Source organism: Photorhabdus sp. P32 (assembly GCF_038085095.1).
Taxonomy (GTDB): Bacteria; Pseudomonadota; Gammaproteobacteria; order Enterobacterales; family Enterobacteriaceae; genus Photorhabdus; species Photorhabdus luminescens.
In genome coordinates this window covers 10,944-37,592 of sequence record NZ_JAZGJN010000279.1, presented here as the reverse complement: position 1 = coordinate 37,592, position 26,649 = coordinate 10,944, and the positions used below count along the sequence as shown (strand labels likewise).

The window sequence follows — 26,649 nt, the reverse complement described above, 5'->3', positions numbered from 1 at the left end:
CTATCGATAGTCTCCCGTTAGGTTTTTTGTTTTACCATACTTAATTTTCGTAAAACATGATTTAAACAGTGCATAACGAGTTATTTATATGAAAAAAAAATATGCTAAGGCGTCTGTCTTATGTTGTTTAATTTCGCCTGTGGTATGGGCAGAACATTCGCCTGGCGCGACAGAAGATGCTTTGATTGTGACGGCCAATAAACGGGAAGAAGCATTAAATAAAGTCGATGGTAGCGTTCTGGTTAAAACTGGTGAGGAACTTGTGCAGGCTGGTATCACTCAAGTACAAGATCTTGAGCGCGCTTTCCCTGGTTTACAAATCCGCTCACGGGGGAACCGAACCTATTCAGCAACCACCATTCGAGGTATCAGTTCGCCGGATTTCTACTCGCCTTCTGTTCGAATTTATGTCGATGGCGTTCCTCAAGATCACCAGTTCTTAACACAAGAATTAATTAATGTAGAACGTGTAGAATTATTACGCGGTCCGCAAGGGACTTTATATGGCGGAAACGCCCAAGCCGGTGTTATCAATATTGTCACCCGTTCGCCGCAAGAAGGCCCTTGGCTTAACCTCGCCGGTAATTACTCTAAGCTGAAACAAGGCGGCTCTTTCAGCGGATCAATACCACTTATTGAAGATCTCCTTTATGGTAGTACCAGTTTGCGTTGGGTAAAAGAGCCTGGGCAAATTGATGCGCCAAATAGCGGCGATAAAAATATTGATTCCAGCAAAACCTGGCTCGGTAGAGGGCAACTGACATTTGCGCCGGAAGATTCTTCGTTCAGTGCTGAACTCAGTTTTGCTCATGAAGATCTCGATTCCCATGAAGAACTTTATTTAACCGACGAACAATTTCGCCGAAAAGAATACGATGGCCCTATTCCAGAGTTAACCCGGAGGGTTAACAGTTATGCATTCAAGGCTGAATATGATTTCGGCGACAGTGTATTAACCAGTGTGACTTCCTATCAGGATCGCGATATTTACCGTGATTTCATCGGGGGTAAGTGGAAAGAGAAGCACCACGCCACCACGCAAGAGCTGCGTTTAAATTCCAATTTTTCAAATGGGATTACCAGCGTTCTCGGCGGTTGGTTTTCAGATGAAAAGAATAAACATCATACCAGTGGTTATCCCGGTTACTATGGCGATGCGGCTAACACAATAAAAGGTAAATCTCTGGCGCTGTTTGGCGAAGTGAAATTGCCGTTTGCTTCTCAGTGGGATTTGACCTTGGGCGGGCGTTTGTCCCATGAAAAATCGCAGATAGATTATGCGGGCCGTTCTGGCATGGAGGCGCTCGAAGCTTTTGATAACCAGGTTTCCAGCAATGAGTTCACACCTAAGGCCGCATTGGGTTGGCAATTGACGCCAGATACCCGTTTCTATATCTCTGCCACTAAAGGGTACAAACCCGGCGGATTCAATAACATTGTTTACTCCGCTAATGATAGAAAACCCTACAGTACCGAAACCTCAGATAATTATGAATTTGGCTGGCATACCTCGTTCTTTGATAACGCGGTGACATTAGACAGCGCTGTTTACTACATTCGTTCGAAAGATAAACAAATTTATGTTGGTCCGATCAGTGCGCAGTTTATACGCAATGTGGGTAAAGCCGAGAGCAAAGGCATTGAGTTGAGTAGCCAGATCAAGCCAATGAAAGGGCTGAAATTTTCTCTTGGGGGAAGTGTAGGCAAATCAAACTTCACTGATGCAACCGGTACAGAGAATGGCATAAGTTATAACAATAAACGTTTACCTTATGCGCCAGACGTCATGCTCAATGCAGGTTTTGACTACTTGATTGATCAAACGTTGTTACCCGGTAACCTCTATTTAAATGCCGGCGCTCGCTACTATTCAAAAAGCTACTTTAATGAAGCGAATACCCTTGAACAAGGGGGATACACACTCTATGACGCTTCATTAAGTTTAGAAATGGCACATGGGATTAATGTAAAACTCTATGGCGAAAATCTGGGCGACAAAAAGTATCGTGTCTCTAGTTTCATAGTGGGGCCAAATACGCTCAGTATGATCAATAAGGGCTTGAATGTTGGGCTGGATGTGAGTGTCTCATTATGACGCATAATATCTCCCATCCCCGTCATATATCGTTGTTATTGCTAACTTTGGCGGGTGTTTACACCCTCCAAAGCACGATTGGCATGTTGACGTTACAAAGTATGCCGGCATTTTTGCGTAGCCACGGCGTAACCCCGGATAAAATCGGTTTGCTCTACTTGCTGATGTTGCCTTGGGCGTTTAAATTCCTTTGGGCGCCTATTATAGAGCGCTATCGTAAATCCGGTTCGGGGGATACAAACCCCCGTCGTATCATGATCTGCGGTAATCTGCTAATAACATTGCTTTTTTGTTCAATGTCATTGGCAAGACCTGCCGAACATATGCCGCTGATTATTGTCGGTCTGTTTTTGATCACCATTTGTCTGACGGTGGTGGATACCACTACAGACGGTCACGCTATTGACCGGTTACCACCAAAGCACCGCCCTTGGTGCAATGTTATGCAAGTTGGCGGCGGTTATTTGGGTTCCATCATAGGCAGCGGCCTGTTTCTATATCTTGTTTCACTGTATGGCTGGCATATTGGCGCCGGAGTGTTAGCTATAGTGATTCTGTTGATGTCATTGCCTGCCCTATTTTTACGGGAAACACAGGTAGAAAAAGCGCCGACGGTTTTAAAAGCTCCGGTTGCCCCTTCTCTCAAGAATGCACTCCGCCGAGCGCCGGTTAGGCAAGCACTGGTTTTGATATTGTTGTGTATGATCGGTACACGTCTTTCACTCGGTATGCTTTCGCCATTTCTGATCGATCGCGGCGTAGATTTAACTCAGCTCGGTATCATTGCCGCCAGTGGTGGCGCATTGGCTGGATTATCTGGTGTTTTGCTTGGCGGCGTCATTGTCCGTAAATTTGGTGCTGTCCAGACATTACTGGCTATCATGCTGCTTGAAGCTATCGTATTAGCCTGTATCTTCTGGCTTGCCCGTCAACCAGAAGCGCCGTTATCCCTGCTTTCAGCGGCATATGTCTTCATCACCTTAATCACCGCCGCTAAATTTGTTGCGCTGTATACCCAGATGATGTCGCTCGCTGCGGGTGCTCAGTCCGGTGTGGATTTTGCATTGATGCAATCCGCAGATATGGGTATTGCAATTATCTGTTCAGTGTTGGGTGGATTGATTGTGACCAAAGCAGACTATTCCACCCTTTTCATGCTTGCGCTCATCTGCACCTTCACGGCCCTATTCTGGACATTGCGTAAATTCCATGATTTCCAAAGGGAGAATGTGCATGCATAGCCATGATACTTCTGTTCAGAGTTCGCCGGAGCAGCGTGCGGCTGATGCCGGCGTAATTAAAGAGTTATGGTATATGATGCGTCCATATCGCACCTTGAGTTACGTTGCGATTGTACTTGCGATTCTTTCCGCCGGTTTGCAAATGTTGCCGGCGGCGGTTGCCGGGCTTATCACCCAATCTATCTATGACGGGCAATATGACACGCTATTGAATTATGGCGTCATGTTATTGGGATTCACGTTTGCCGCTATGTTGACCTTTAGTGGTTCAACGTTTTTTGCTCATTTGATTGCTGCCGATGTGCAGGCTGATGTTCGCCGCAACATTAGCAGTAAGTTGAAATCGGTTCCCTTGGGCTTTTTCATGCTGACTGACAGCACTGAAATAAAAAAGATGATGCTAGATGATGTCGAACAGCTTGAAGATGGTATTGCCCATATCATTCCAGAGATGTCTGCTACCTTGTTTGGCCCATTGATCGCATTGAGCGTCATGCTGGTTATTGATTGGCGGTTAGCTTTGGCGGCATTCGCGCCAACTTTGGGCGCTTGCCTGTTATTCGTCTATATCCAGATGAAGGTGCAAACGACAACTCAGCGTTTTTATGCCGCCCAAAACCGTATTGCTTCAACAATGGGTGAAGTTATTAATGCGATTCCAGTGGTTAAAACCTATTCAGGCGGCAAGGTTGCGTTGCAACGCGCTGAAGAAGCTTTCACTGCTCTGACACGGATTATTGATGTCTGGGTTGAGAAAGTGCAGGTCAAATCCAGCCGGTTTTTCGTGCTATCCAGCGCTAACCTGTTGTTTGTTCTTCCTTTGGCGGTCTGGCTATTCAACCGACAAGAGATCACGTTATTCGAATTCACTTTCTTTATTCTGGCGGCAATGGCATTTGGCAATATTGCTTCATCCATGTTCGCTGTGATGACACGTTTGCAACAGCAAGAGGCGTTAATCACTCGCTATCGCTGGTTAATGAATCAACCTGAACTGGCGCCTTGTACTCAGAGCCAAACACCGGCAGATCACAGTGTCGCGCTGCACAATGTCAGTTTCTCCTACCAAGATGAACAGGAGAATGCATTAAATAACATTTCATTTTCTATACCAGCGGGAAGTTCATTAGCTTTAGTCGGCGCCAGTGGCTCGGGTAAATCTACAGTGGCGAGTCTTATCGCACGTCTTTGGGACCCGCAGCACGGTCAGGTGACGATTGGCGGTGTTGATATCCGTAATATGGATGAACCGACGCTACGCAATAACGTCTCTTTTGTTTTCCAGCGTGTGTTTCTGTTCAATGATACGGTGGCTAATAATATACGACTAGCCCGTCCTAATGCCTCACAGGCGGAAGTTGAAGCAGCGGCTATCGCAGCACAAGCAGATCAATTTATTCAACAATTACCACAAGGCTACGACACCGTACTGAACGGCGGCGTGAGTTTATCGGTGGGCGAAAAACAGCGCATTGCCGTTGCCGCCGCTATTCTGAAAAACGCCCCAATTCTTGTCTTGGACGAAGCTACAGCCTATGCCGATCCAGAATGTGAAAAAGAGATGCAACAGGCGCTCAATGCCTTATGCCGCAATAAGACCGTGATTGTCATTGCTCACCGCCTGCCGACTATCCGTCATCTTGATCGAATACTGGTTTTAGATAAAGGACAGATTATCGAACAAGGCACCCATGAAGAACTGGTCGCACAGCAAGGTGCATACGCCAGACAGTGGGCCGCTTGGCGGGGAGAAAAAACTGGGACAGGAGCAAATTATCATGGGGTTATTTAATCGTCTCCAGCAACATCTATCACCAAAACTGCAAAGAGTTTGGTTCAAAGGGTTGTTATATAAACAGTTTGATACCGTTGCGATTATGGCTCAACTTGCTATTGCTGCCTGGGCTATTACCCATCTGGGGGAAAGTGATAACGCTATGTTGCCGCTTATCACTTTGGGATTACTGGTTCTTTTACTGTTGCTGCGATTTACTTTTATGGCTCGCGCATTACGTAAACTCACCATTGCCGCCTATGGTTTAGGCATAGAAATCCGTCGCGCCCTGCTACAACGCCTTGTCAGTATGTCTATAGCCACGATTCGAGGATTGAGTGCCGGAAAGATAGCGTTGACGTTATCTGAAGATGTGCAATGGCAGGAAAATCAATCAGCCTATACCACACCGCAAATCGCTTGTCAGGTGATGATGCTGACCCTCATCTACCTAGCTTTGTTCTGGTTCGATTGGGTGGTTGCCGGCAGTGCGTTATTGGTGCTGATGGTTGGAATGCTTATCTTGGGGGCTATCCGTAAAAAACTGAATGAAATATTGCGGTTGCGTGCCACTATGATGGCTGATGTATCCGAAGCGATTGTCGAGTACGCCCAAGGTATGTCCTTTATTCGTGCTGCGGCAGCGACCACGACGGTAGAACAGCGTTTTGACCGCGAAATCGACCAATTACGGGTTGCATTCCGCCGTGGGGTATTCAGAAGTATTCCGCTACTGAGCCTGTTTTACATCATCATTGATACCAGCGTGGTCGTTGGCATTTTGGCGGGCGCCCTACGCTTTAATGCACCAGAAGCATTAACGCTGTCGGAAATGCTTATCACTATTCTGCTGTTGTTTGCCACGATCACCCCTCTACGTGGAATCATCCCCCTGCTCAATATCACGGCCTTAACGCAAGTGGGCGAAACCCATATTGCAGAGATAGAAGCTGTTGCCACGCAAGCTTCCGGGCCATTAGCGGCGCCAGACAAATATGATGTTGAAGTGAATAACATCTCATTTAGCTATCCAGGTACGAATCAACCCGCTATCCAAAATGTGTCGTTTTATGCGCCGCAAGGCAGTATGACTGCGATTGTCGGGCCCAGCGGCAGTGGTAAATCCACGCTGGCTTATCTGCTGCTCTCTTTCTATCAACTGGATAAGGGGGAGATCCGTCTGGGTGGGAATGATATCCATCGTTATCAAACTCAGGCACTGTATGACACTGTGACTATGGTATTTCAGGAAACTGCACTATTTCAGGATACCGTCGCTAACAATCTCCGATTGGGTGATCCCAATGCCACCCAGTTAGAATTGGAGCAGGCTGCTCGCCTTGCCAATATTCACGATACGATTATGGCATTGCCGCAAGGGTATGATACACCGCTAGGCGTAGATGGCGGTACGTTGTCTGGCGGTGAGCGTCAACGCCTTGCCATTGCCCGCGCTATCTTAAAACAATCTCCGGTTTTATTCCTCGACGAAGCGACGGCTTCTCTCGATCCCGAAAATGAACAGTTGATACAACAGGCGTTTGATTCTCTTACCCAGAATAAAACGGTCTTTGTTATCGCTCACCGATTGAGCACGATAACTCGCGCTGACCAAATATTGGTGATGGATCATGGCGCCCTTTGTGATAGTGGAACTCATGACGAATTGTTAAGACGTTGTTCACTTTATCAATCTCTTTGGGAAAACCATCTTGGCTCATCAGAAGAGCACTGGCATCTATACCCAAATAAGGTGTAACCCACCGTTTCGTAACCGTCATTATTTATAGGATATCTTCATGCATACGGATCTTGTCTCTCCAGATTCACTGCGCCAGATCATATCTGGCCTTCTTAATCAGAAAAATACACTGGTGGATGATAACGACGATTTAATTCGCAAAGGGCTGGACTCAATGCAAATGATGGCATTGCTAAACCAGTTGAGACGTCAGGGATATCGCGTCACCCTTCGTGAACTGTATCAAAAACCCACGCTGCATGCCTGGAGCCAGCTTCTGCAACGTCATAAGCCTGTCACTCAGATGGCGCCTAAACCCGATGCGACTTTGCAGCCGCTGATTGCAGATGCTCGTCCGTTCCCGTTGACCGCGGTACAACATGCTTATTTTGTTGGACGTTCGCCGGAACAGACGTTAGGCGGCGTGGGTTGCCATTTATATCAAGAATTTGACGGTATCGGGTTGGAACCTGAACAACTGGAAGCGGCAATTCATCGGTTGATTCAAAGACATCCGATGTTACGAGTACGGTTTTTGCCGGATGGTCGTCAGCAAGGGATGGCCGACGCTTATTGGAAAAAATTAGCGGTTCATAACCTGCGCAGTTTGACAGAAGACGAACAGCAACAAGCGCTGAATAATATACGTGAACAACTAAGCCATCGGGTATTACAGGTTGAACAAGGGGAAACGTTCGATATTCAGCTAAGTCTGTTTGGTGAGAATCAGCACCGGTTGCACGCTAATATTGATTTGCTGATCATGGATGCCGCCAGTTTTAGCCTGTTCTTTACTGAACTGGCGGCATTAATTGCTAAACGCAATTTGCCGGATATCCCTTCTGACTACGATTTTTGCCGCTATTTGGCGCAATATCAGGCGCAATTTGCGCAGGCTCGACAAGAAGCAGAAATATTTTGGCGTAACCGATTGGATACCCTTCCCCCTGCTCCGCAACTTCCGCTGGCTAAGGAACCTTCTCTAATAAAAAACGTCCGCATCCAGCGCAGATGTTTTCGTTTAGCGCCTGAACATTGGCAACGTTTTAAACAAATTGCTCAACAAAATGGTGTGACGCCAACAATGGCATTAGCGACTGCATTTGCCGGTTTATTATGTCGCTGGAATCATGCAACCCGCTTGTTGTTTAACCTGACGTTGTTTGATAGAGCGCCGTTGCACACCGCCGTTGATAGTCTGCTGGCCGACTTTACCAATATTCTGCTGTTAGATATTCCCGCTGATAATTTGCCGTTCTGCCAACTGGCTCAAGATGCCCAGTCAACATTCGCCGAAGCTTACGAACACCGCCACTGGTCTGGTGTAGAAGTTTTACGTGAACTTAAAAAACGCGGCAATCATCCACATGGTGCGCCAATTGTGTTTACCAGCAATTTAGGCCGGCCTTTATATGGTGAAAATACCCATGATGTTCTGGGAAAACCAAGTTGGGGAATATCGCAAACCCCTCAGGTCTGGCTGGATTTTGTTGCGTTTGAACATGAAAACATGCTGAATATTCAGTGGGATAGTAACGACGAGCTCTTCCCCGATGGGTTAATCGATACTTTATTTACCGCTTATCAGGGGTTCATTGAAAACCTAACGGAAGACGCTACCCAGTGGAGTAAAGAATTACCGGATCTGATGCCTGAATCACAATACCAGCTTCGGTATCAGATCAATGATACAACTGAACCTTTGCCGGATGCCTTACTGCATGAAGGTGTGTTTTTACAGGCAGAACGTACACCAAATATTGTTGCTTTGGTGACTAATAATAAGGAAATTAGTTATGGTGAATTAAGTTTGGCAGCCCGCCGGTTGGCAACCGTGTTGCAAAAAATGTCTGTTATACCGGGAGATCGGGTTGCCATCAGCATGGAAAAAGGCATCGGACAAATTGTTGCAGTATTAGCGATACTTTATGTTGGCGGCGTTTATGTACCGGTCCCGGTTGATCAGCCAGTAAACCGACGTCGTGCTATCTGCGAAAGTGCTGGAATTTGTATCGTTATCATTGATCCAGAACAACAATATGATGACTGGTCACAAGATGTACATTGTGTTTCCTGGCATCAGGGTGAGCAATGGCAGCCTTTGGCAAACATGGCTAAACGTGCGGTTACTGATCCGGCTTATATCATCTATACCTCTGGTTCAACCGGTATGCCAAAAGGCGTGGTGATCAGCCATCAAAGCGCACTCAATACCTGTTTGGATATTAATCGCCGTCATCAAGTCCAAAGTAGCGACCGGTTATTGGCACTCTCTGCCCTGCATTTCGACCTCTCCGTTTATGACATTTTCGGTATCCTCACGGCGGGAGGTGCGCTGGTATTAATTAATGAAGCGCAACGTCGTGACCCATCAACTTGGGAAATGTTGATCGAACGTCATCAGGTGACGTTGTGGAATAGTGTGCCTGCCCTGTTCGATATGCTACTGACCTATTGTGAAGGGATGGAGGTGGATGCGCCGAAAGCGCTTCGTACTGTGATGTTGTCCGGGGACTGGATTGGTTTATCATTGCCTGAACGTTACCGTGCCTTCAACCCTGATGGTGTTTTGAGTGCAATGGGGGGCGCAACAGAAGCGGCTATTTGGTCAAACGAATATATTGTCAAAGAGGTTGAAACACAGTGGCGTTCTATTCCGTATGGTTATCCTTTAGCTAACCAACGTTACCGCGTTGTAGGTGAAGATGGTCGTGATTGCCCTGACTGGGTTGTCGGTGAGCTTTGGATTGGTGGTGCCGGTGTTGCATTAGGTTACTTTAATGATGAAGAACGCACTTCCGCGCAATTTGTTGTCGATCAAGGGGAACGCTGGTACCGCACCGGTGATTTGGGTTGTTACCATCCTGAAGGCTGGCTTGAATTTTTGGGGCGTCGTGATAGCCAGGTAAAAATTGGTGGTTATCGAATTGAGTTGGGAGAAATTGATGCGGCCCTTAATCAAATAATTGGAATTAGTAAGGGGGTTGCATTAACCAGTGGTGAAAAAGAGAAGTCGCTGGTGGCGTTCCTTGAATTGGAAGGTGATTCTTTATGCCAACGAGTAAATCGTGCGCCGCAGTTGCCCGTTAGCTATCGTGATCTGTTCCCCGCAGTGTATGAAATAACCGCGAATAGCAATGAACCTCAAGTTACAATGTTCCTGCTGGAACATCTATCTCGTCACGGTATTACCTTTACTTCACCACAATCGCTGACAGATTGCTTGAAGCGCTACCAGCCCCAACCAGAATATCATGATTGGTTTGGCCGTATGTTGGCATATCTTTGCCAATCCAAAGCACTGACTGAATCTGCACAGCATGTATATCAGGCCGGATGGTTACCTGCTGCATCCAACAATGAGGCGATATGCGTCCCTGAACGCTGGCATACTGTGCTACGTGATGTTCTTACTGGTCAACAGCCGGCAATCGCATTACTTGACGATCCGCAATTCGCGCCGGAGCAACAATTGTTTGTGTTGCCGGAAACCCAGCAATGGTTGGCAGGATTGCAACAGGTCATCACTGCTCTTTCTCAGCGATTACAACGCCCTGTGACTTTGATGGAGTTTGATGCTCGTAGCGGTCGCTGTGCACAATGGTTGGCAGAGCATATTACTGATCAACATCTCTGTTATCTTGGCTTTGAACGTTCTCAGACACTGGTCAATCAGGCGCAAACACGGTTAAGCGGTTATGCTCATGCATCAGTACAACATTGGTCTGAACAACGTTGGCCTGAACAAGTTCCTGAGCCACTGCAACATCAGGCTGATATTGTTTTGCTGAATAACGTATTACACCGGGAAGCAGATCCCGCACGTTGTATCAAGGAATTGATACCGCTTGCTCAACCTGGCGCGTTGATATTGGCAATGGAGTTGCAACAGGCATCGTCTCTCTCCCTAATTACGACTGAATTGCTTTCACCTCAAGGTATTCAATTACGCTCTGCGTCACAGTGGTTATCGTCATTACAAGTATCGTCACTACAGGCCGAAACGCCAATGACCATCGGTAATCTTAGTGTGTTATTGATGCAATCAAGTGACGTTGTCACTATTCCTGATCGGGAAAAAATTAAATCGGTGCTGGCACAACATCTGCCGGGATATATGATCCCACAGCGCTTGCATATCATTCCTCGCCTGCCACTGACACCTAACGGCAAAATTGATCGTAAGGCGCTATCGCAAACACTACAGTCAGTGACAAAAACAGAGACAGCACCGCGCCAGAATGAAATGGCCTTGTTGAATGCGGTGGAACAAACCGTTGCCGGCATTTGGCAACGCTTGCTCAATACAGAACAACTGGGCTGTGACAGTGACTTTTTCCAACTTGGCGGAGACAGTCTTCTGGCTACACGTTTGGTTGGTGAACTGACACAACAAGGCTTTAAAGGTGAGCTGGGCCATCTTTTCCGTAACCCACAATTGGCAGCATTTGCGGCTACACTGGTTCCTCTGGCTGAAACCTCATCAGCAGAGTGTGCTTTGCCGAAAGAGCAAAGTGAATACCAGCCTTTCCCACTCACCGAAGTTCAGCAAGCTTATTTGGTCGGACGTCATCCGGGTTTTGCTTTAAGTGGTGTTGGGGCGCATTTCTTTATTGAATACCAGATAGAGCGGTTAGATATTCAACGTTTAAATCGGGTGTTAAATCGTCTGATCCAGCGTCATCCAATGCTGAGAACCGTGGTTGTCAATGGACAGCAACAAACATTAAAAAATGTCCCGCAGTTCTCCGTCAAACAACATCAATTCACTGACGTTACGCAGGCGGATACATTACGTGAACAGCTTTCACATCAGGTATTAGATGCCAGTAACTGGCCGGTGTTCGATTTCCAGCTTGCGCAAGACGATGGGATTATTTCCCGGTTATTTGTCAGTCTGGACAATCTGTTATTAGACGGGTTGAGCATGCAGATATTGCTGGCCGAATTAGAACAGCTCTATCTTGACGAGCAGCATGCATTGCCGCCATTGAAAGTGACATTCCGGGATTGTGTACTGCGTCAACAACAAGCGCCAGCGCATCAGAGTTCGCTGCAATATTGGCAGGAGCAAGTGAAAACATTACCACTGGCGCCACAATTGCCACTGCGTATTGCCCCGGAAAGTATTCAATCCCCACGTTTTGTGCGCTATAGCGATCGGTTGTCTGCACATGAATGGAGTCAGTTAAAACAACATGCCGCTCCCTATCAGATAACGCCTTCCGCGCTATTAATTGCAGCTTATGCAGCGGTTCTTTCTGCGTTCAGTGCTAAACCGGAGTTAACGCTCAACCTTACCCTGTTCGATCGTCCACACTGGCATGAAGATATTAATCACATTCTGGGTGATTTCACTTCTCTGTCATTACTGGCTTGGCGCCCGGAGAAAAATTGGTTATCAAGTGCCCGTAGATTGCAACAACAGCTATGGCAGGATTTAGATCACCGTCATATTTCAGCAATCAAAGTGATGCGTGAACTGGCACAGAACCGTGGCCCCGATGCGGCCATTATGCCGGTCGTTTTCACCAGTGCCTTGGGAACACACCAAGGGCAATTCCTTTCTCATTCATCGTGGATGAAACCCGTTTGGGGTATTTCCCAAACGCCACAAATCTGGTTGGATCACCAGGTTTATGAATCTGATAATGAACTTTGCCTGAATTGGGATGCTGTCGAAGAATTGTTTGAACCGCGTCAGTTGCAAAACATGTTTAATAGTTACATGACGCTGTTGCGTACCCTTGCAGCACAGCCAAAAAGCTGGCATTCCGCGCTGGAACAACTGATGCCGCGCCAGCAAGGTGTGATGGTTGAAAATACTGCTGTTGTCATTGCGCCATCACTGCGTTCGGAGGAATTCGATCCTCAAATATGCAGCGAAATTCAACGCCTGTTCTTGTCTATAACAAATCGTCCTATTAACGCACAGCAAAACTTTTTTGAGGCAGGAGCCAGCTCGCTACAGCTAATTCAATTGCATAGCAAATTACAACATGCGGATTTTTATCATCTTGCCGTGACTGATTTATTTGCTTATCCAACACCAGAGACGCTCAGTTTGCGCTGCCGGAAGGATTCCCACGATGGAAATCGCCAGTCGATTACTCCTCGTCAGCGTCAACAACAGAAGCGTCTGCAACAACGGGAAAAACGTCATAAAGGAGCTGCATAATGACTGATTTAACGCCTCACTACGATAATTGCGATCCTATCGCAGTGATTGGCCTTGCCTGTCGCTTTCCGCAGGCGCCAGATAGCGATGCTTTCTGGCATAACCTGCAACTCGGAGTTGAGTGTACTGTGCCACTCTCCCGTCAAACATTATTAGATGCAGGTATTCCTCCTGAAGTCATTGAGAGTGAAAGTTTTGTCAATCGGGCAGCGATATTAGAGAAGGCTGAACAATTTGACGCTTCGCTGTTTGGCTATTCACGTCAGGAAGCGGAAATGCTAGATCCTCAACAGCGTCTTTTTCTCCAGACCGCCTGGCATGCGCTTGAACATGCTGGTTATGCGCCACGTCGTGTCCCCCTGAAAACCGGCGTTTTTGGTAGTAGCCGGGTCAGTACTTGGCCTTCATGGTCACAATTTTCCATGACCGATGTCGGCAAAGTTAAAGGGCTTCAAGCGTTAATCAGTAACGATAAAGATTATCTTGCGACACGTACCGCTTATAAATTAAACCTAAAAGGCCCGGCGCTGACGGTACAAACAGCATGTTCAAGTTCACTGGTTGCCGTGCATATGGCTTGTGAAAACCTGCGTGCCGGTGAGTGTGACATGGCGTTGGCCGGTGGTGTGGCGGTTTCCTTCCCTCAAGAAAGTGGTTACTCGTATCAGCCGGGAATGATCTTCTCCCCTGATGGACATTGCCGCCCCTTTGATAGTCAGGCCAATGGCACCTACGGCGGCAACGGCGTCGGTGTTGTCACACTGAAACGTTTGAGCGATGCTTTTCGTGATGGCGATCCCATCATGGCTGTGCTACGTGGCAGCGCCATTAATAATGATGGCAATGAGAAAGTTGGCTTTACTGCCCCGTCGGTTAACGGTCAGCGCAACGTTATTATCGAAGCACTCCAACTGGCCGATGTCAGCATTGATGATGTTGGTATGATCGAGGCGCATGGTACAGGAACGCCTCTTGGCGATCCGATAGAAGTTGACGCGTTACGCAGCATATTCTCTGACCGTAGTGTAGCAGTACCGCCTTGCTATCTTGGTTCAGTGAAAAGCAATATGGGCCATCTTGATACGGCCGCCGGCATTGCTAGCTTGATTAAGGCGGTTCTGTCTGTTTGGCATGGCTATATTCCTCCGACGATTAATGTCCAGCAACCCAACCCGGCGTTACGGTTGGAACAAAGTCCATTCAGGCTGGCGACACAAGGGCAGCGCTGGACACAAGCATTACGTACTGCGGGCGTCTCTTCGTTCGGGATTGGCGGTACCAACTGTCATGTCGTAGTGCAATCATTGCCGCAAGAATTACAACCTCGCCGTAGCGATAATGCACAACTTGCGCCGTTGTTGCTTTCCGCCGCTTCTGAATCCTCGTTGCGTCAATTGGCGCAACGTTATGCGACTGCGCTTGATGATGCGCCAGAGCATCATGCAGATCTGGCCTGGACCGCATTACAGGGACGTGATCTTTCATTACCCTGGCGTTTAGCGTTGATGCTAACGCCACAAGGCGCTGAAAATTTATCCGCTTTTGCCAACAAGAATCCAACACAAAATGTTTTCAGTGGACAAGTCAATAGCGAAAGTAAGCAACTTTGGCAATTCAGCGGCCAAGGTTGTCAATGGTCTGGCATGGGAAAAGCAATGTATGCCAGCTCTCCTGTTTTTTCCGCTATGTTGGATCGTTGCTGTGCAGCCTGTGCGTCAGAGTTGGCATTGCCATTAAAAGCCGTGATGTTCGGAGAGCATGATGCCGCATTAGCCACCACCGAATACGCACAACCGGCAATTGTGGCGCATCAAATTGCGCTGTCGGCACATTGGCGGGCGCTTGGATTAAAGCCTGATTATGTATTGGGGCACTCGGTTGGCGAATTTGCCGCTGCGGTTGTCGCCGGGATTTTCACACCTGAACAGGTGATGCCGTTAGTGGCGGTACGAGGCAAGTTGATGCAAAGTTGCTCCCAAGGGGGAGCAATGCTGGCGGTTTTTGCCAACGAAGAAGAGATTATCCCCTTCACTCATTCGCTGACATTAGATCTGGCGGCTTGCAATGGCCCACAACATTGGGTTTGGGTTGGTACAGAGACAGAAATTACTGCTTTGACCCAACGTCTGGAGCAACAACAGATTCGCTGCCAGCGTCTTAATGTTGCCTGTGCAGCACATTCAGCCATGCTTGATGGCATATTGGAGGCATTTTCTCTGCGTTGTAGCCAGTTGCAACCTGCATTGGGGGAAATTCCGCTGATTTCTACCCTGACAGCCAATCTTGCAACGGCTGAACAATTGGCTTCACCAGATTACTGGCGCAACCATATGCGTCAGACTGTACGCTATTATCCGGCTATTGAATTTGCCCGTCAGCAAGGTGTGGCATTATTTATGGAGATAGGGGCTGATGCACAATTAACCGGCATCGGGCGGCGTGTCAGTCTGCCACAGGAAAACTGGATTGCTAGCGTTCAGCGTCAAAACTCTCCAGAGACAGCTCAGCAAACGGCTCTGATGCAACTTTACTGTGCTGGTGTGCATCTTGATTGGTCGCAGCTTTTCCCATTTGCTGGGGAAAAATGCCACGCTCCTCTCTATCCATTTGATGAGCAGCATTACCGCTTCCCTGCTGCTAAATCTGTGCAGTCCACAACCAATATCAATGCTGAACTTGATGTGAATGTTCTGCTCGATCCTGCCATTGAGCGAAATCCCGATGCTGCGACACTACGGGTACTGTATACCGATGCATTGATATATCAATGTCATGGGCGTGATGCTGAACAAGGTTTCAGTGCCATCGACACTATTCGGGCTGGCCGACTGCAACCTTGTTGGCGCCCTTTGTTGGAACAATTATTAACCTATTGCGTCCAGCAAGGTTATTACCGGGAAGTTTCTGGGCCAACAGCAAATAAAATGTATCGTCCTGATCGCGCCTTGCCATATGTCAAACGCAGATTATTAGAGTCACGTTTACTCACTGCTTTTCCGGCCTTGATCTATGCGGGTGAGCGTTTATTCTCCTTGTTAAGCGATCGCTCGGATCTGCCGCGCCAGTTTGTGGCAACACAGGTCATGACCAACTCGTGGCTTCCTGCGCCACAACCGTGTCCTGACACTCATTATGCCCTACACTGGCGTACCATAAACACCGCAGATAACCCAAGATCTTCAACGGCATATACACTCCGCTCTTCAACTGAGAATGACGAAATAGCTAATCACTGGCGTCAGGCGGGTATTCATTTACAGCCAGCAAGCGGAAACACCTTATTACTGCTTACCGGCAATGATGTAGTTGAATTATGCAATCAGGTTATTACCGAATTAAAACGCGATGAAACAACATCATTAACCGTTGTCACCTGTTGCGCTCAACCGGAAACCACCTTATCACCAGAGAATATCAATCCAGCTCAATACGCTGTCTGGGCGTTGCTGCGTGTCGCAGTTGAAGAGTATCCCCACCGCCGTATTCAAGCGATTGATATTGCTGATATCAACGATGCTGACTCTTTATCATTGGCGCTTGGATATTTGAATGAACATAACCATTGGTTGAAAGTACGCGGAAATCAAGTCTCGATACCGGTTTTACAACGGCAATCCTTACTGCTTTCCCAACAGCCAATGTCGATTCCCCATCAGGGTTGGCATATTGTGACCGGTGGTATGGGAGGAATCGGTCAGATTTCCATCCGTTGGTTGTTGGCCCAAGGCGCACGTAGGATTGCGGTATTTGCCCGTCGTCAACATGCAGATTGGGAGACTTTTGTACAAGAGTTATCACTGAATACTGAATGTGAGATACGCTGGATTAACGTTGATGTTACTGATACGCCAGCCTTGTTAAATGCAATAGAGTCGTTGGCGCAAGAGGATGGTATTGCCGGGGCAATTCATGCGGCGGGTATTGCGGATCACACCCGGTTGGCAGAACTTGAACCGCAACGTCTGTCACAGATGTTATCAGTGAAAGCCCTGAGTGCATCGGTGTTGCAAACTGCTCTTAAGCAACATAATGCACATTATCTGTTGCTTCATTCTTCTGCCGCATCCATGTTAGGTGCTCAAGGACAAGGCGCTTATGCTGTTGCTAATGCGTACTTAGAATCTTTGGCGCTGACAGCATCAAATTTGTTGATGGTAAAAACACTGGTCTGGGGTGTTTGGGGTGGCATTGGTATGGCCCGCGACCAGCGATTAGTGGAAAAATTAGCACAAGATGGCATGTTACCATTCAGCGTGAATGAAGGTATCTGGCATTTTAACCAATCTCTGCGTACCGCATCTCCCTGCTATCTGGCAATACGGTTAGATGAGCATCATCCCGATATTTTGCGCCGTTTACGGGCTGACATAACAATTACAGCGCCTACTCCTTCGCACTCTGTCGATAACATGCGGTATCAGGATAATGAAGAAAGACTCCATTGGTTGCGTCAACGCGTCGCCGCATTATTACGGCTAGAACAGCCTGCACGTTTGGAGCCAAAACAGGACTTACTCCAATTCGGCTTGGATTCCCTACTGTTTCTGGAGCTAAATGCGGTGATCCACCAGCAATTTGGTTTCAGATTAACGGCTGAATTGGCTTATCAGAATATGACTTTGGAAGGGCTTAATAGGCTCATCGGAGATGCATTACCTGAACAGCCAGTAACATCCTCTCAGCCTGAGATTGTTATTGACAGCGCCCAACATCATGCGCCATTCCCTCTGACGCCTATTCAGCATGCTTACTGGATTGGTCGTACTCAAGCCATTGATTTTGGCGGTGTGGCTTGTCACGTCTTATTTGAATGGGATCTGGCGCTGGATAGCTTTGACATTTCGCGTTTTGAGAAAGCATGGAATGCTTTAATTCAGCGTCATGGCATGTTGCGCATGGTAGTGGATGAAGACGGACAACAAAGAATTCTGCCTGAAACCCCTTGGTATGCTTTATCACAAGATGATTTGCGTATGCTGGATGAAACGGCTTGCCAACAGGCACTGGTTCAGCGTCGTCATACGCTTTCCTACCAAGTCCCGCCAGCAGAACAGTGGCCGTTATTTGAAGTTTCTGTTTCTCTGTTACCGAATACACGTTGTCGCTTACATATGAATTTGGATCTGTTGCAGTTTGACGTCCAGAGTTTCCGAATCATGATGGACGATTTGCAACGCGCTTATCATCAGCAACCACTGGCTCCACAGGTGTTTACTTTCCGTGATTATGTGATGGCGGAACAAGCTCAACGGGCAAGTAAAGAGTGGTGGGCATCATGGGCATACTGGCAGGAACAATTGCCTTCGTTGCCTCCGGCACCAAGATTGCCGTTGAACCTACAACTGCCTCAGCGTAGTCAGCCACAATTCACGACTTATGAAGGTCGATTAGCACAATCTGATTGGCAAATGCTTAAACGATGCTGGCAACAATGGGGTGTGACGCCTTCCGCCGGTCTGTTGACGCTATTTGCTCATACTCTGGAATGGTACAGCCGCCATCCGTTGTTTACCCTCAACCTGACATTCTTTAACCGTCAGCCTTTCCATCCAGAGGTTCAAGATCTGATTGGTGATTTTACCTCTGTCATGTTGATGGATTTTGACTTACGTAAGACAACTTCCCTGCGTACCAGCATGGAGAAAACACAAGCTTTGCTATGGCAACGACTGAGCCATAACTATGTCAATGGCGTTGAGGTGTTGCGAGAACTTGGCCGCCAACAAAATGGTGAAGCGCAAAGCAGACAACCGCTGACGCCGGTGGTTTTCACCAGTATGTTAGGAATGGCGCAAGAAGGCGTCGCCATCAAACAATCCATCACCCAGTTACTGGGCGATCCGGTCTTTGTTCTGAGTCAAACCCCGCAAGTCTGGCTGGATCATCAGGTCATGGAAGTGGATGGTGATTTACTGTTTAACTGGTACTGCATGGATGATGTATTGGCGCCGGGGGTTATTGAGGCACTATTTGCCGCTTATAACGCGCTGTTAGTGCAAATTTGCCGCCAGCCTGAACGCATAGAACATTATGATCTTCATACACCACCTTCTGGTCATGCACGTTATGATTTCTGGCCGCAACAGCCTGAATTGCGTCAGGCTGAACAATATTTGCGTTCCAAGCCTGAAATCCGGCTGGCAGAGATTCAGCCACGTCAGGACGACACGCAAGGTTATAATTTATGGCTGGTGGCAGAAAACAATTTGCCATTATCGCTACCAGAACCATTGGCAATAAACACCGATGTGTTACCGCTGCCTGAGTTGGCAGAACAACAGGCGTTTGAGCGTTCTTGGCAACACATTGAACAGCAAGCGTTATTTGGTCTGAGCCAGACATTACTGCGCCATAACCTGTTCACTTATCCTCAGCAATGTCACTCCCGTGAGGAGATTGAACAACGTTTACAACTTGCGCCACAGTATCAGCGTCTTCTTACCCAATGGTTGACGTTATTAAACAACCAGGGATTTATTGAGAAAATCGCTGATGGATACCGTTGTTTGCAACCACTTAATCATGTTCCTGCCCCTACGGCAAAACTGGATGACGCAGTGTGGTGTCAAACAATTAGCCGCTATGTAGCGGCATGTATCGAGCAACATGACGCCTTGCTTGCCGGGCGAGGTAATGCGTTGGAACTGTTGTTTGCCGATAAACAGACTACTGCCAGCCTCTATAGTGAGAATCCAGCTCTACGATGCCTGAACCAAACTGCTGCTGAAATTGTCCGGCAGTTGAGTCAGGTATCTAACGATTTTACTGTCCTAGAAGTTGGTGCAGGTACCGGCGCAACCTCAGCGAAGGTACTGGAGCACAATGCACAATCGATTGAACACTATCATTTTACTGATGTTTCGCCGCTATTTCTGGATGATGCACGCCAGTTGCTTAATCACTATGGCGAAACCGTAAAATTTGAGTTGTTCGATATTAATCAGCATATTGATTTTAGCCAGCATCCTGAATCCGGTTATGACCTGATTATGGCAGTTAACGTGTTACATGATGCAACTCATCTGCGAAACACCCTACAGCGCCTGTCACGGTTACTGAAAGCGGGTGGATGGTTGCTGATTATTGAATCAACGAAATCCGAAAGCGCGATGCAACTCGCCAGTGTCGGCTTTATTGAAGGCATTAATGCCTGGAGTGATGATCGCGGTGATAGCGCATTGATGGCGCTTGCTGATTGGCGTCAATGTCTGGAGAAATCTGGCTATCAGGTTTCATTGGAATGGCCGGGGCAAGATGGCCCAGAACTGCATCAACAACTGATTCTGGCGCGGGCTGAACGGCAAGCGCGGCTTGATATCAGTGAAATAGCGGCGCAATTTTCTACTTTGCCTTACTCATTGCATGTTCAACAGCAAGAGCAATTACCGTTGATCGTGACTGCTAAAGAGAGCGTGGCACAATCATCAACTCCAGAAACAGTACAATCTGAAACAGCAGATGACCAGCTCCATGATATAGAACAGCAGGTAATCGCGCTCTGGTGTTCACTGCTTCCTCAACCAATACAGCGGCACAGTGACTTTTTCCAGAGTGGCGGTGACAGCTTAATTGCTACCCGGATGGTGGTGCAATTGCGTCGTCAAGGTTACAAACAGGCAAATCTGCAACAACTGTTTGAGCATCCTAAGTTGAGTGAGTTTTGTCGTACCTTGCGAGTAGTTGAAACAGCACCTGCGACACAGGCTATTCCACTTGAGATTAAGCCAGCATCGGAGCAGACGCTTCCACTTACTGCATTGCAATATGCTTATTGGTTAGGCGAAAGCCAACTGTTTCAGTTTGGTAACGGTATTGCGCATTTCTACGCTGAACTGGCTATCAATGATCTTGATCTACCACGTTTCACTACTGCCTGGAACCGTGTGATCAACCATCATGCGCAATTACGTGGCTATGTGAAGGAGGGACAATATCATATTTTGCCGGAAGTTCCCTGCTATACCCCGACGGTAATCGACTGTCGCAACATGATGTCTGCTCAACGCGAAACAAAACTCGCTGATGCCCGCGATACCCTGCGCACTAAAGGTGTTCCTAGCGATAACTGGCCGCTGTTTGATTTGACGCTATATCATACTGATGACCGGACGCATTTATTGCATTTGACTATCGACCTACTGGTTGCTGATGGCAAAAGCTTGACGTTAATCCTAGGCGATTTGCAACGTGGATATCAGGAACCTAACTGGCAGCCAGAACCACCAGCAGCGACTATTAGTGACTATATTCAAGCACTGGAAGATGAGAAAGCAGGGGAAGCTTGGCGACAAAGCCGGCAATACTGGCTTAAGCGCTTACCTTATCTGCCTGATGCTCCTGAATTACCATTAAAAGATCATCAGTCACAACAGCTTAATCAACAATGTCTGGCAGGCTATATCAGCCCACAGCAATGGCAACGTTTGCAACAGCGTGCGGCAGAACATCGAGTGTCATCATCACAAGTTATGCTGACGTTATTCACTCATATTCTGGCGGTGTGGAGCAACAGCGAGCATTTCACCATCAATGTCCTGCATGGCAACCGACTATTAATGCCGCAACATTGCGATACATTGGTCGGAAATCTGTCCACCACGTCATTATTGGAAGTGGATTTGCGCAATAACACTGGATTCAGCGACGCGGTAAGTCGGGTACAGAAACAGTGGTTAGCTGATCTGCAACATGCGCTATTTGACGGCCAGTTGGTGCTCAGAGAGAAAAATCAGCACCGCCACAATCTGAATGCCGGTATGCCGATCGTGTTCAACGATACAACCGGCACGGCGGGTCAAGGGCCATCAGGGTTAGGAACGCTAAATCTTTTTGGCGCGCAAACACCGCATGTTTATCTCGACTGTATGCTGATTTCCAGCTCAGATGGCGGCGTTATCATTCAATGGGCAATTTTGCCGCAACTGTTCCAGCCACAAGTTGCAGAAAACATGTTTGCTCATTATCAGGCTAGCGTCGCTGCCCTGCTTGAACCCGATTACCAATGGAACGCTCCACTGCCAGAGTGGCTCCCGGTAAATGATCGGATTTTGTGCCAAAACAGTAATGCGACAAAGAATGTTTTTCCGCCGCATACGCTCTGTTCGTTGATTGAACAGGCGGTAAACCGTTATCCACAACGTACTGCTGTAGTTGATGCTGATCGTCAAATCGATTACCGCACTTTGTGGTCACAAAGTCTGGCGCTGGCCACCCATCTACAAGCGCAAGAAAATCGGCATTCGTCTCTGATTGGCGTGGTGATGGAAAAAGGTTGGCAACAGATTGTCGCGGTTGTAGCGATTTTATTGGCGGGACGGGCTTATCTGCCTATTGATGCCAGCTATCCGCAACAGCGCATCCATCAGCTATTGGCATCAGGAGAAGTTGATACTGTATTAACTCAACCTAAGTTTGCTCAACAGATGAGTTGGCCTGATGGTGTACAGATTATCTCTCTGGATGAAATGTTACTTAACCGCTTGCCGGAAAATACCGGTGAACAGCGCTTGTCTGTTTGTCCTGAGGATTTGGCTTATGTAATCTTCACATCAGGTTCTACTGGCAAACCGAAAGGCGTGATGATAGATCATCGGGGAGCAGTTAATACCATCCTTGATATTAACCGGCGTATTGCCCTCAATGAACACGATAGCGTACTGGCAATCTCAGAATTGACATTCGATCTTTCAGTTTATGACCTGTTCGGTACTTTAAGTTGTGGGGCAAAACTGGTTATTCCTTCTCCCGGTGACAGCCGACAACCCGACAAATTACTGACGTGGTTACAGCAAGAATCGGTCACAGTTTGGAACTCCGTTCCGGCATTTGTTCAACTGCTTGAGGAATACGCCAGAGATTACCCACATTCCTTGGATAGCTTGCGTTGGGTACTAATGAGCGGTGATTGGATACCGATCAGCTTGCCGGAAAGATTGTCTGCCCTTCACCCTGCGCTGAATCTTCTTAGTTTGGGCGGTGCGACCGAAGCATCAATTTGGTCGATTGCCTATCCTATCGTTCAGGTTGATCCAAACTGGCGCAGCATTCCATATGGAAAGCCACTGGCTAATCAGACTTTCTATGTGCTCAATGCAACGCTTTCACCCTGCCCGGTCTGGGTAACGGGGGAGCTTTATATTGGCGGGCAAGGGTTAGCTCTAGGTTACTGGGCTGATTCAGAAAAAACCGCCCAAGCCTTTATTACTCATCCTCAAACGGGTGAACGGTTGTACCGTACCGGTGATTTAGGGCGCTGGCGGCCAGACGGTAATATTGAGTTTTTAGGGCGCAATGATCACCAGATTAAAGTTCGTGGTTACCGGATTGAGCTAGGCGAGATCGAACATCGCTTATGCGAGCACCCGGCTATACAGCAAGCGTTAGCGTTTGCGCATACTACGTCAACCGGCGCATTGCAACTTGTCGCGGGTGTGCGTTTATCTGATGAAGCACCGTTATCTACAGAACTTTTACCGGTTCTGCCTCATTGGTTGCAACAGACTTTGCCTGTTTGGATGTGTCCGCAGCGATTTATCGTTCTTGATGTGCTTCCTGTATCCGACAACGGTAAAATTGACAGACGCGCATTAGCTACCTTAGTTGACGAAGTACAGGAAGTTAATCCAGTATCATCCGTTGCTCTTAGTGTGACAGAACAAGCTGTGTTGGACCTTTGGCAATCGGTATTGGCACGACAATCTATCAGTGTGCATGAGAGTTTCTTTACGCTAGGTGGCGATTCTCTGGCGGCAGTGCGGTTAATGGTGAAAATTAATCAGACGTTTAACCGTCAATACCCACTCAGCTTGCTACAAACTTACGATACCGTACACTCTTTGGCTGACTTTATTGAACATCAGCCGGAAAGCCCTTGCCAAGGGGTGATATTGAATGAGGGAAGCGTTGAGCAACCAGCCTTGTTTATCGTCCATCCTATTGGCGGGCATCTGTTGGGTTATCGCCATTTGGCGGCTAATTTCGGCGACCAACGCATGATTGGACTGGCGTTTTCGCCAGATAATTTAAATACCGATATCCCTTCCGTGGCGGCGTTGGCGGCTGACTATATCCGTCAAATCCGCGCCTTCCAGCCGCAAGGACCTTATGCTCTGGCAGGTTGGTCTTTCGGTGGATTGGTGGCCTATGAAATGGCTCATCAATTACGAGCGATGGGTGAACGTGTTTCTCAATGTATCTTAATTGACAGCTTTGCGCCAAATGTGCGCACCGATTTGACGCTGAATGAAACATTTTGTCATCGTCATTTCCTACTCGATTTGCAGGGACAATTCCCCGGTCTGACGCTGGATAATCATGTTATCGCTGCCGATACGGAGACGTTCCTTAATACACTGCACGATGCCTTGCCACAATCTGCCCAGATTGATAGCTCGCTGACCGCGCTTTATGACGTGTGGCGCCATAATCTGAATGCGTTGCTTGACTACTGTCCACCGCAGACTTCTCAGCCTTTCTGGCTTGTTCGGGCAGCACAGGCATTACCTGATTTTATGGATTATCTCGATCCAACCACCGTCGCCTCAATCGATCTTGGCTGGCAGGCTTTTGGGCCAGTCCATGTGACACAACTTACGGGCGATCATTACACCTTGTTCCAACATGAACATGTTGGCTCACTGGTTACCTGTATGAAGGATATCTTGAATTCGGTACCAACCACTAATCTTGTTAAGGAGAACATATGATAAAGCCACGGCGGGTTCTGATTGTCGGTTCGAAATTTGGCGAATTATATCTTAATGCGTTCCTACAGCCTCAGTCTGGTCTGGAACTGGCTGGCATTTTGGCACAGGGGAGTGCTCGCTCGCAGCAACTTGCGCGTGATTTCAATGTGCCGCTATTCCGCTCATTGGATGAGCTACCAGACGATATTGATATTGCCTGTGTGGTAATACGGGCGGAGGTTATTGGCGGCAAAGGCGATCAGCTCACTCAGGCGCTTTTGGCGCGTGGAATTTCTGTCATTCAGGAACACCCCCTTGACGCCGAAGCCATCAAAAGACATCAATTAACCGCCAACAAACATAATGCGGTGTTTTGGGTAAATAGCTTTTATAGCCAATGTCAGGCTGGAAGAAGTTGGTTACACGCTGCGCGACAAATTAGTCACTTATCACAGCAGCGTCCGGTGAGCGGTTATCTGACAACCAGTCGCCAATTGCTGTTCTCCGCGCTCGATCTGTTGTTACAGGCATGCCACTGTCCAGAACAGATGGAGATAGTCTATGTCGGTCAGCGAAGCAGCGCATTTCATTGCTTTGAACTTAGCTTCGCAGGAACAACAGTAACATTGAACGTGCAATCTTATCTGGACCCGAGAGATCCCGATATGCACAACCTGGTGATGCATAAAATGACGCTGATTTGGCCTGCCGGTTATCTTACGCAGGAAGCCAGTTACGGGCCGGTCATTTGGACACCCGTCCTTCATGCTCCTGATCATCTGAATAACGAGCAAAGCCTCTACCTGAATGCCAGTCAGCCGGATGGTAACTATTTGCACCAGGCAACATCACACATTCTTTGTCCGGCAACCAAAAACTGGATGACGGCATTTGAATGTGATGGCGCTAAAGGTGTGGAATTTCTACTCAATACCTTGAGTTCTGTATTGAACGGTACCCCTTGCCCGTCTGCTTTTGCTTACGATTACCAACTGCGGTTAGCCGGTTTATGGCAACAAATTTTGCGCATTATGGGAGAGCCTATTACTCAGGACTTGCCGCCGCCTGTTTGGATTGAACCGGCAAAATTAATGTTAACTGAGGAAGAATGTTAATGACGTGGGTACTCCCTACACACCCGATGATTCGTCCGTGTCTGACGACTCACGGCAAACCCAAATACACGCTGCTAATCTGCCCCTTTGCCGGGGGCAGTACCAGTGCATTCCAGCGCTGGTCCACACTGGAAAATTCAGAGATCGCGGCTTCATTGGTGATTTACCCCGGACGTGACAGCCGCATGAATGAAAACGCTATCACCAGTATTGCGCCATTGGCGCAATCACTTTCTGACCTGATGGCATCATTCACCTCCGCACAGAGAGAGAACTTGATACTTGTCGGTCACAGTATGGGCGCTCAAGTCGCTTTTGAAACTTGTCAACGCCTTGAGCAACAAGGTTGTTCGCCCAAAGCGTTAGTACTTTCGGGGTGTCATGCTCCTCATCTGCAATCTCGCCGTAAACTTAGCGGATTACCTGATCATGATTTTCTCGAACAATTGATTGATATCGGCGGTTGTAGCCCGATTTTGCGGGAAGATCCCGGTTTGCTTGCGCTGTTCTTACCGATGTTGCGGGCTGATTTTCTTGCTACAGAACGCTATTACCGGGTCATGCAGACTGACGCTGTAAAACTGCAAACACCAACATTGCTACTTTATGGCAGTGAAGACAAAGAGGCTTCCGCGATAGAAGTTCAGCAATGGCAGCAATGGCTTGTAGATGGAGAGCAACATCTTTCATATCGCTACAAGGAGGTTGTAGGCGACCATTTTTATATTACTCAAGAACCTGAAAGTTTTATTCGTCACATTACACAATTTATACAATATGTACAGGAGTTTGCATAATGGCACCTTTTTCTATTCCAGGGA

8 protein-coding genes are annotated in these 26,649 nt (G+C 47.7%); all 8 read left to right on the top strand.

Annotated elements, in window-relative coordinates; genetic code table 11:
* The first annotated feature begins 88 nt into the window (after positions 1-88).
* From V2H77_RS16005 to V2H77_RS15970, 8 genes are read left to right on the top strand one after another with little or no spacing between them, the layout of a single operon-like run.
* Positions 89-2,095, top strand: a complete 2,007-nt coding sequence (locus V2H77_RS16005; protein ID WP_341499601.1) for a TonB-dependent receptor — start codon at positions 89-91, stop codon at positions 2,093-2,095.
* A complete protein-coding gene (locus V2H77_RS16000) occupies positions 2,092-3,336 on the top strand; it encodes an MFS transporter (protein WP_341499600.1) in 1,245 nt (414 codons plus the stop codon). Before V2H77_RS16005 ends, V2H77_RS16000 begins: the two co-directional genes overlap by 4 nt.
* The gene (locus tag V2H77_RS15995) at positions 3,329-5,128 is read left to right on the top strand and encodes an ABC transporter ATP-binding protein (protein WP_341499599.1); all 1,800 of its coding nucleotides are present in this window, start codon (positions 3,329-3,331) and stop codon (positions 5,126-5,128) included. The genes V2H77_RS16000 and V2H77_RS15995 overlap by 8 nt, the downstream gene beginning before the upstream one ends.
* Positions 5,115-6,869, top strand: coding sequence for an ABC transporter ATP-binding protein (locus V2H77_RS15990; protein WP_341499598.1), 1,755 nt, complete (start codon positions 5,115-5,117; stop codon positions 6,867-6,869). The genes V2H77_RS15995 and V2H77_RS15990 overlap by 14 nt, the downstream gene beginning before the upstream one ends.
* A gap of 40 nt (positions 6,870-6,909) precedes the next feature.
* Positions 6,910-13,029 (top strand): amino acid adenylation domain-containing protein, encoded by a 6,120-nt coding sequence (locus V2H77_RS15985; protein WP_341499597.1) that lies wholly within the window; start codon positions 6,910-6,912, stop codon positions 13,027-13,029.
* The gene (locus tag V2H77_RS15980) at positions 13,029-24,734 is read left to right on the top strand and encodes a non-ribosomal peptide synthetase/type I polyketide synthase (protein ID WP_341499596.1); all 11,706 of its coding nucleotides are present in this window, start codon (positions 13,029-13,031) and stop codon (positions 24,732-24,734) included. Before V2H77_RS15985 ends, V2H77_RS15980 begins: the two co-directional genes overlap by 1 nt.
* The gene (locus tag V2H77_RS15975) at positions 24,731-25,828 is read left to right on the top strand and encodes a Gfo/Idh/MocA family oxidoreductase (protein ID WP_341499595.1); all 1,098 of its coding nucleotides are present in this window, start codon (positions 24,731-24,733) and stop codon (positions 25,826-25,828) included. The genes V2H77_RS15980 and V2H77_RS15975 overlap by 4 nt, the downstream gene beginning before the upstream one ends.
* The gene (locus V2H77_RS15970) at positions 25,828-26,625 is read left to right on the top strand and encodes a thioesterase II family protein (RefSeq protein WP_341499594.1); all 798 of its coding nucleotides are present in this window, start codon (positions 25,828-25,830) and stop codon (positions 26,623-26,625) included. The genes V2H77_RS15975 and V2H77_RS15970 overlap by 1 nt, the downstream gene beginning before the upstream one ends.
* Positions 26,626-26,649 lie beyond the last annotated feature (24 nt).

Coding starts and splice junctions, on each gene's coding strand:
- V2H77_RS16005 (WP_341499601.1), top strand. CDS start 89: ATGAAAAAAAAATATGCTAAGGCGTCTGTCTTATGTTGTTTAATTTCG.
- V2H77_RS16000 (WP_341499600.1), top strand. CDS start 2,092: ATGACGCATAATATCTCCCATCCCCGTCATATATCGTTGTTATTGCTA.
- V2H77_RS15995 (WP_341499599.1), top strand. CDS start 3,329: ATGCATAGCCATGATACTTCTGTTCAGAGTTCGCCGGAGCAGCGTGCG.
- V2H77_RS15990 (WP_341499598.1), top strand. CDS start 5,115: ATGGGGTTATTTAATCGTCTCCAGCAACATCTATCACCAAAACTGCAA.
- V2H77_RS15985 (WP_341499597.1), top strand. CDS start 6,910: ATGCATACGGATCTTGTCTCTCCAGATTCACTGCGCCAGATCATATCT.
- V2H77_RS15980 (WP_341499596.1), top strand. CDS start 13,029: ATGACTGATTTAACGCCTCACTACGATAATTGCGATCCTATCGCAGTG.
- V2H77_RS15975 (WP_341499595.1), top strand. CDS start 24,731: ATGATAAAGCCACGGCGGGTTCTGATTGTCGGTTCGAAATTTGGCGAA.
- V2H77_RS15970 (WP_341499594.1), top strand. CDS start 25,828: ATGACGTGGGTACTCCCTACACACCCGATGATTCGTCCGTGTCTGACG.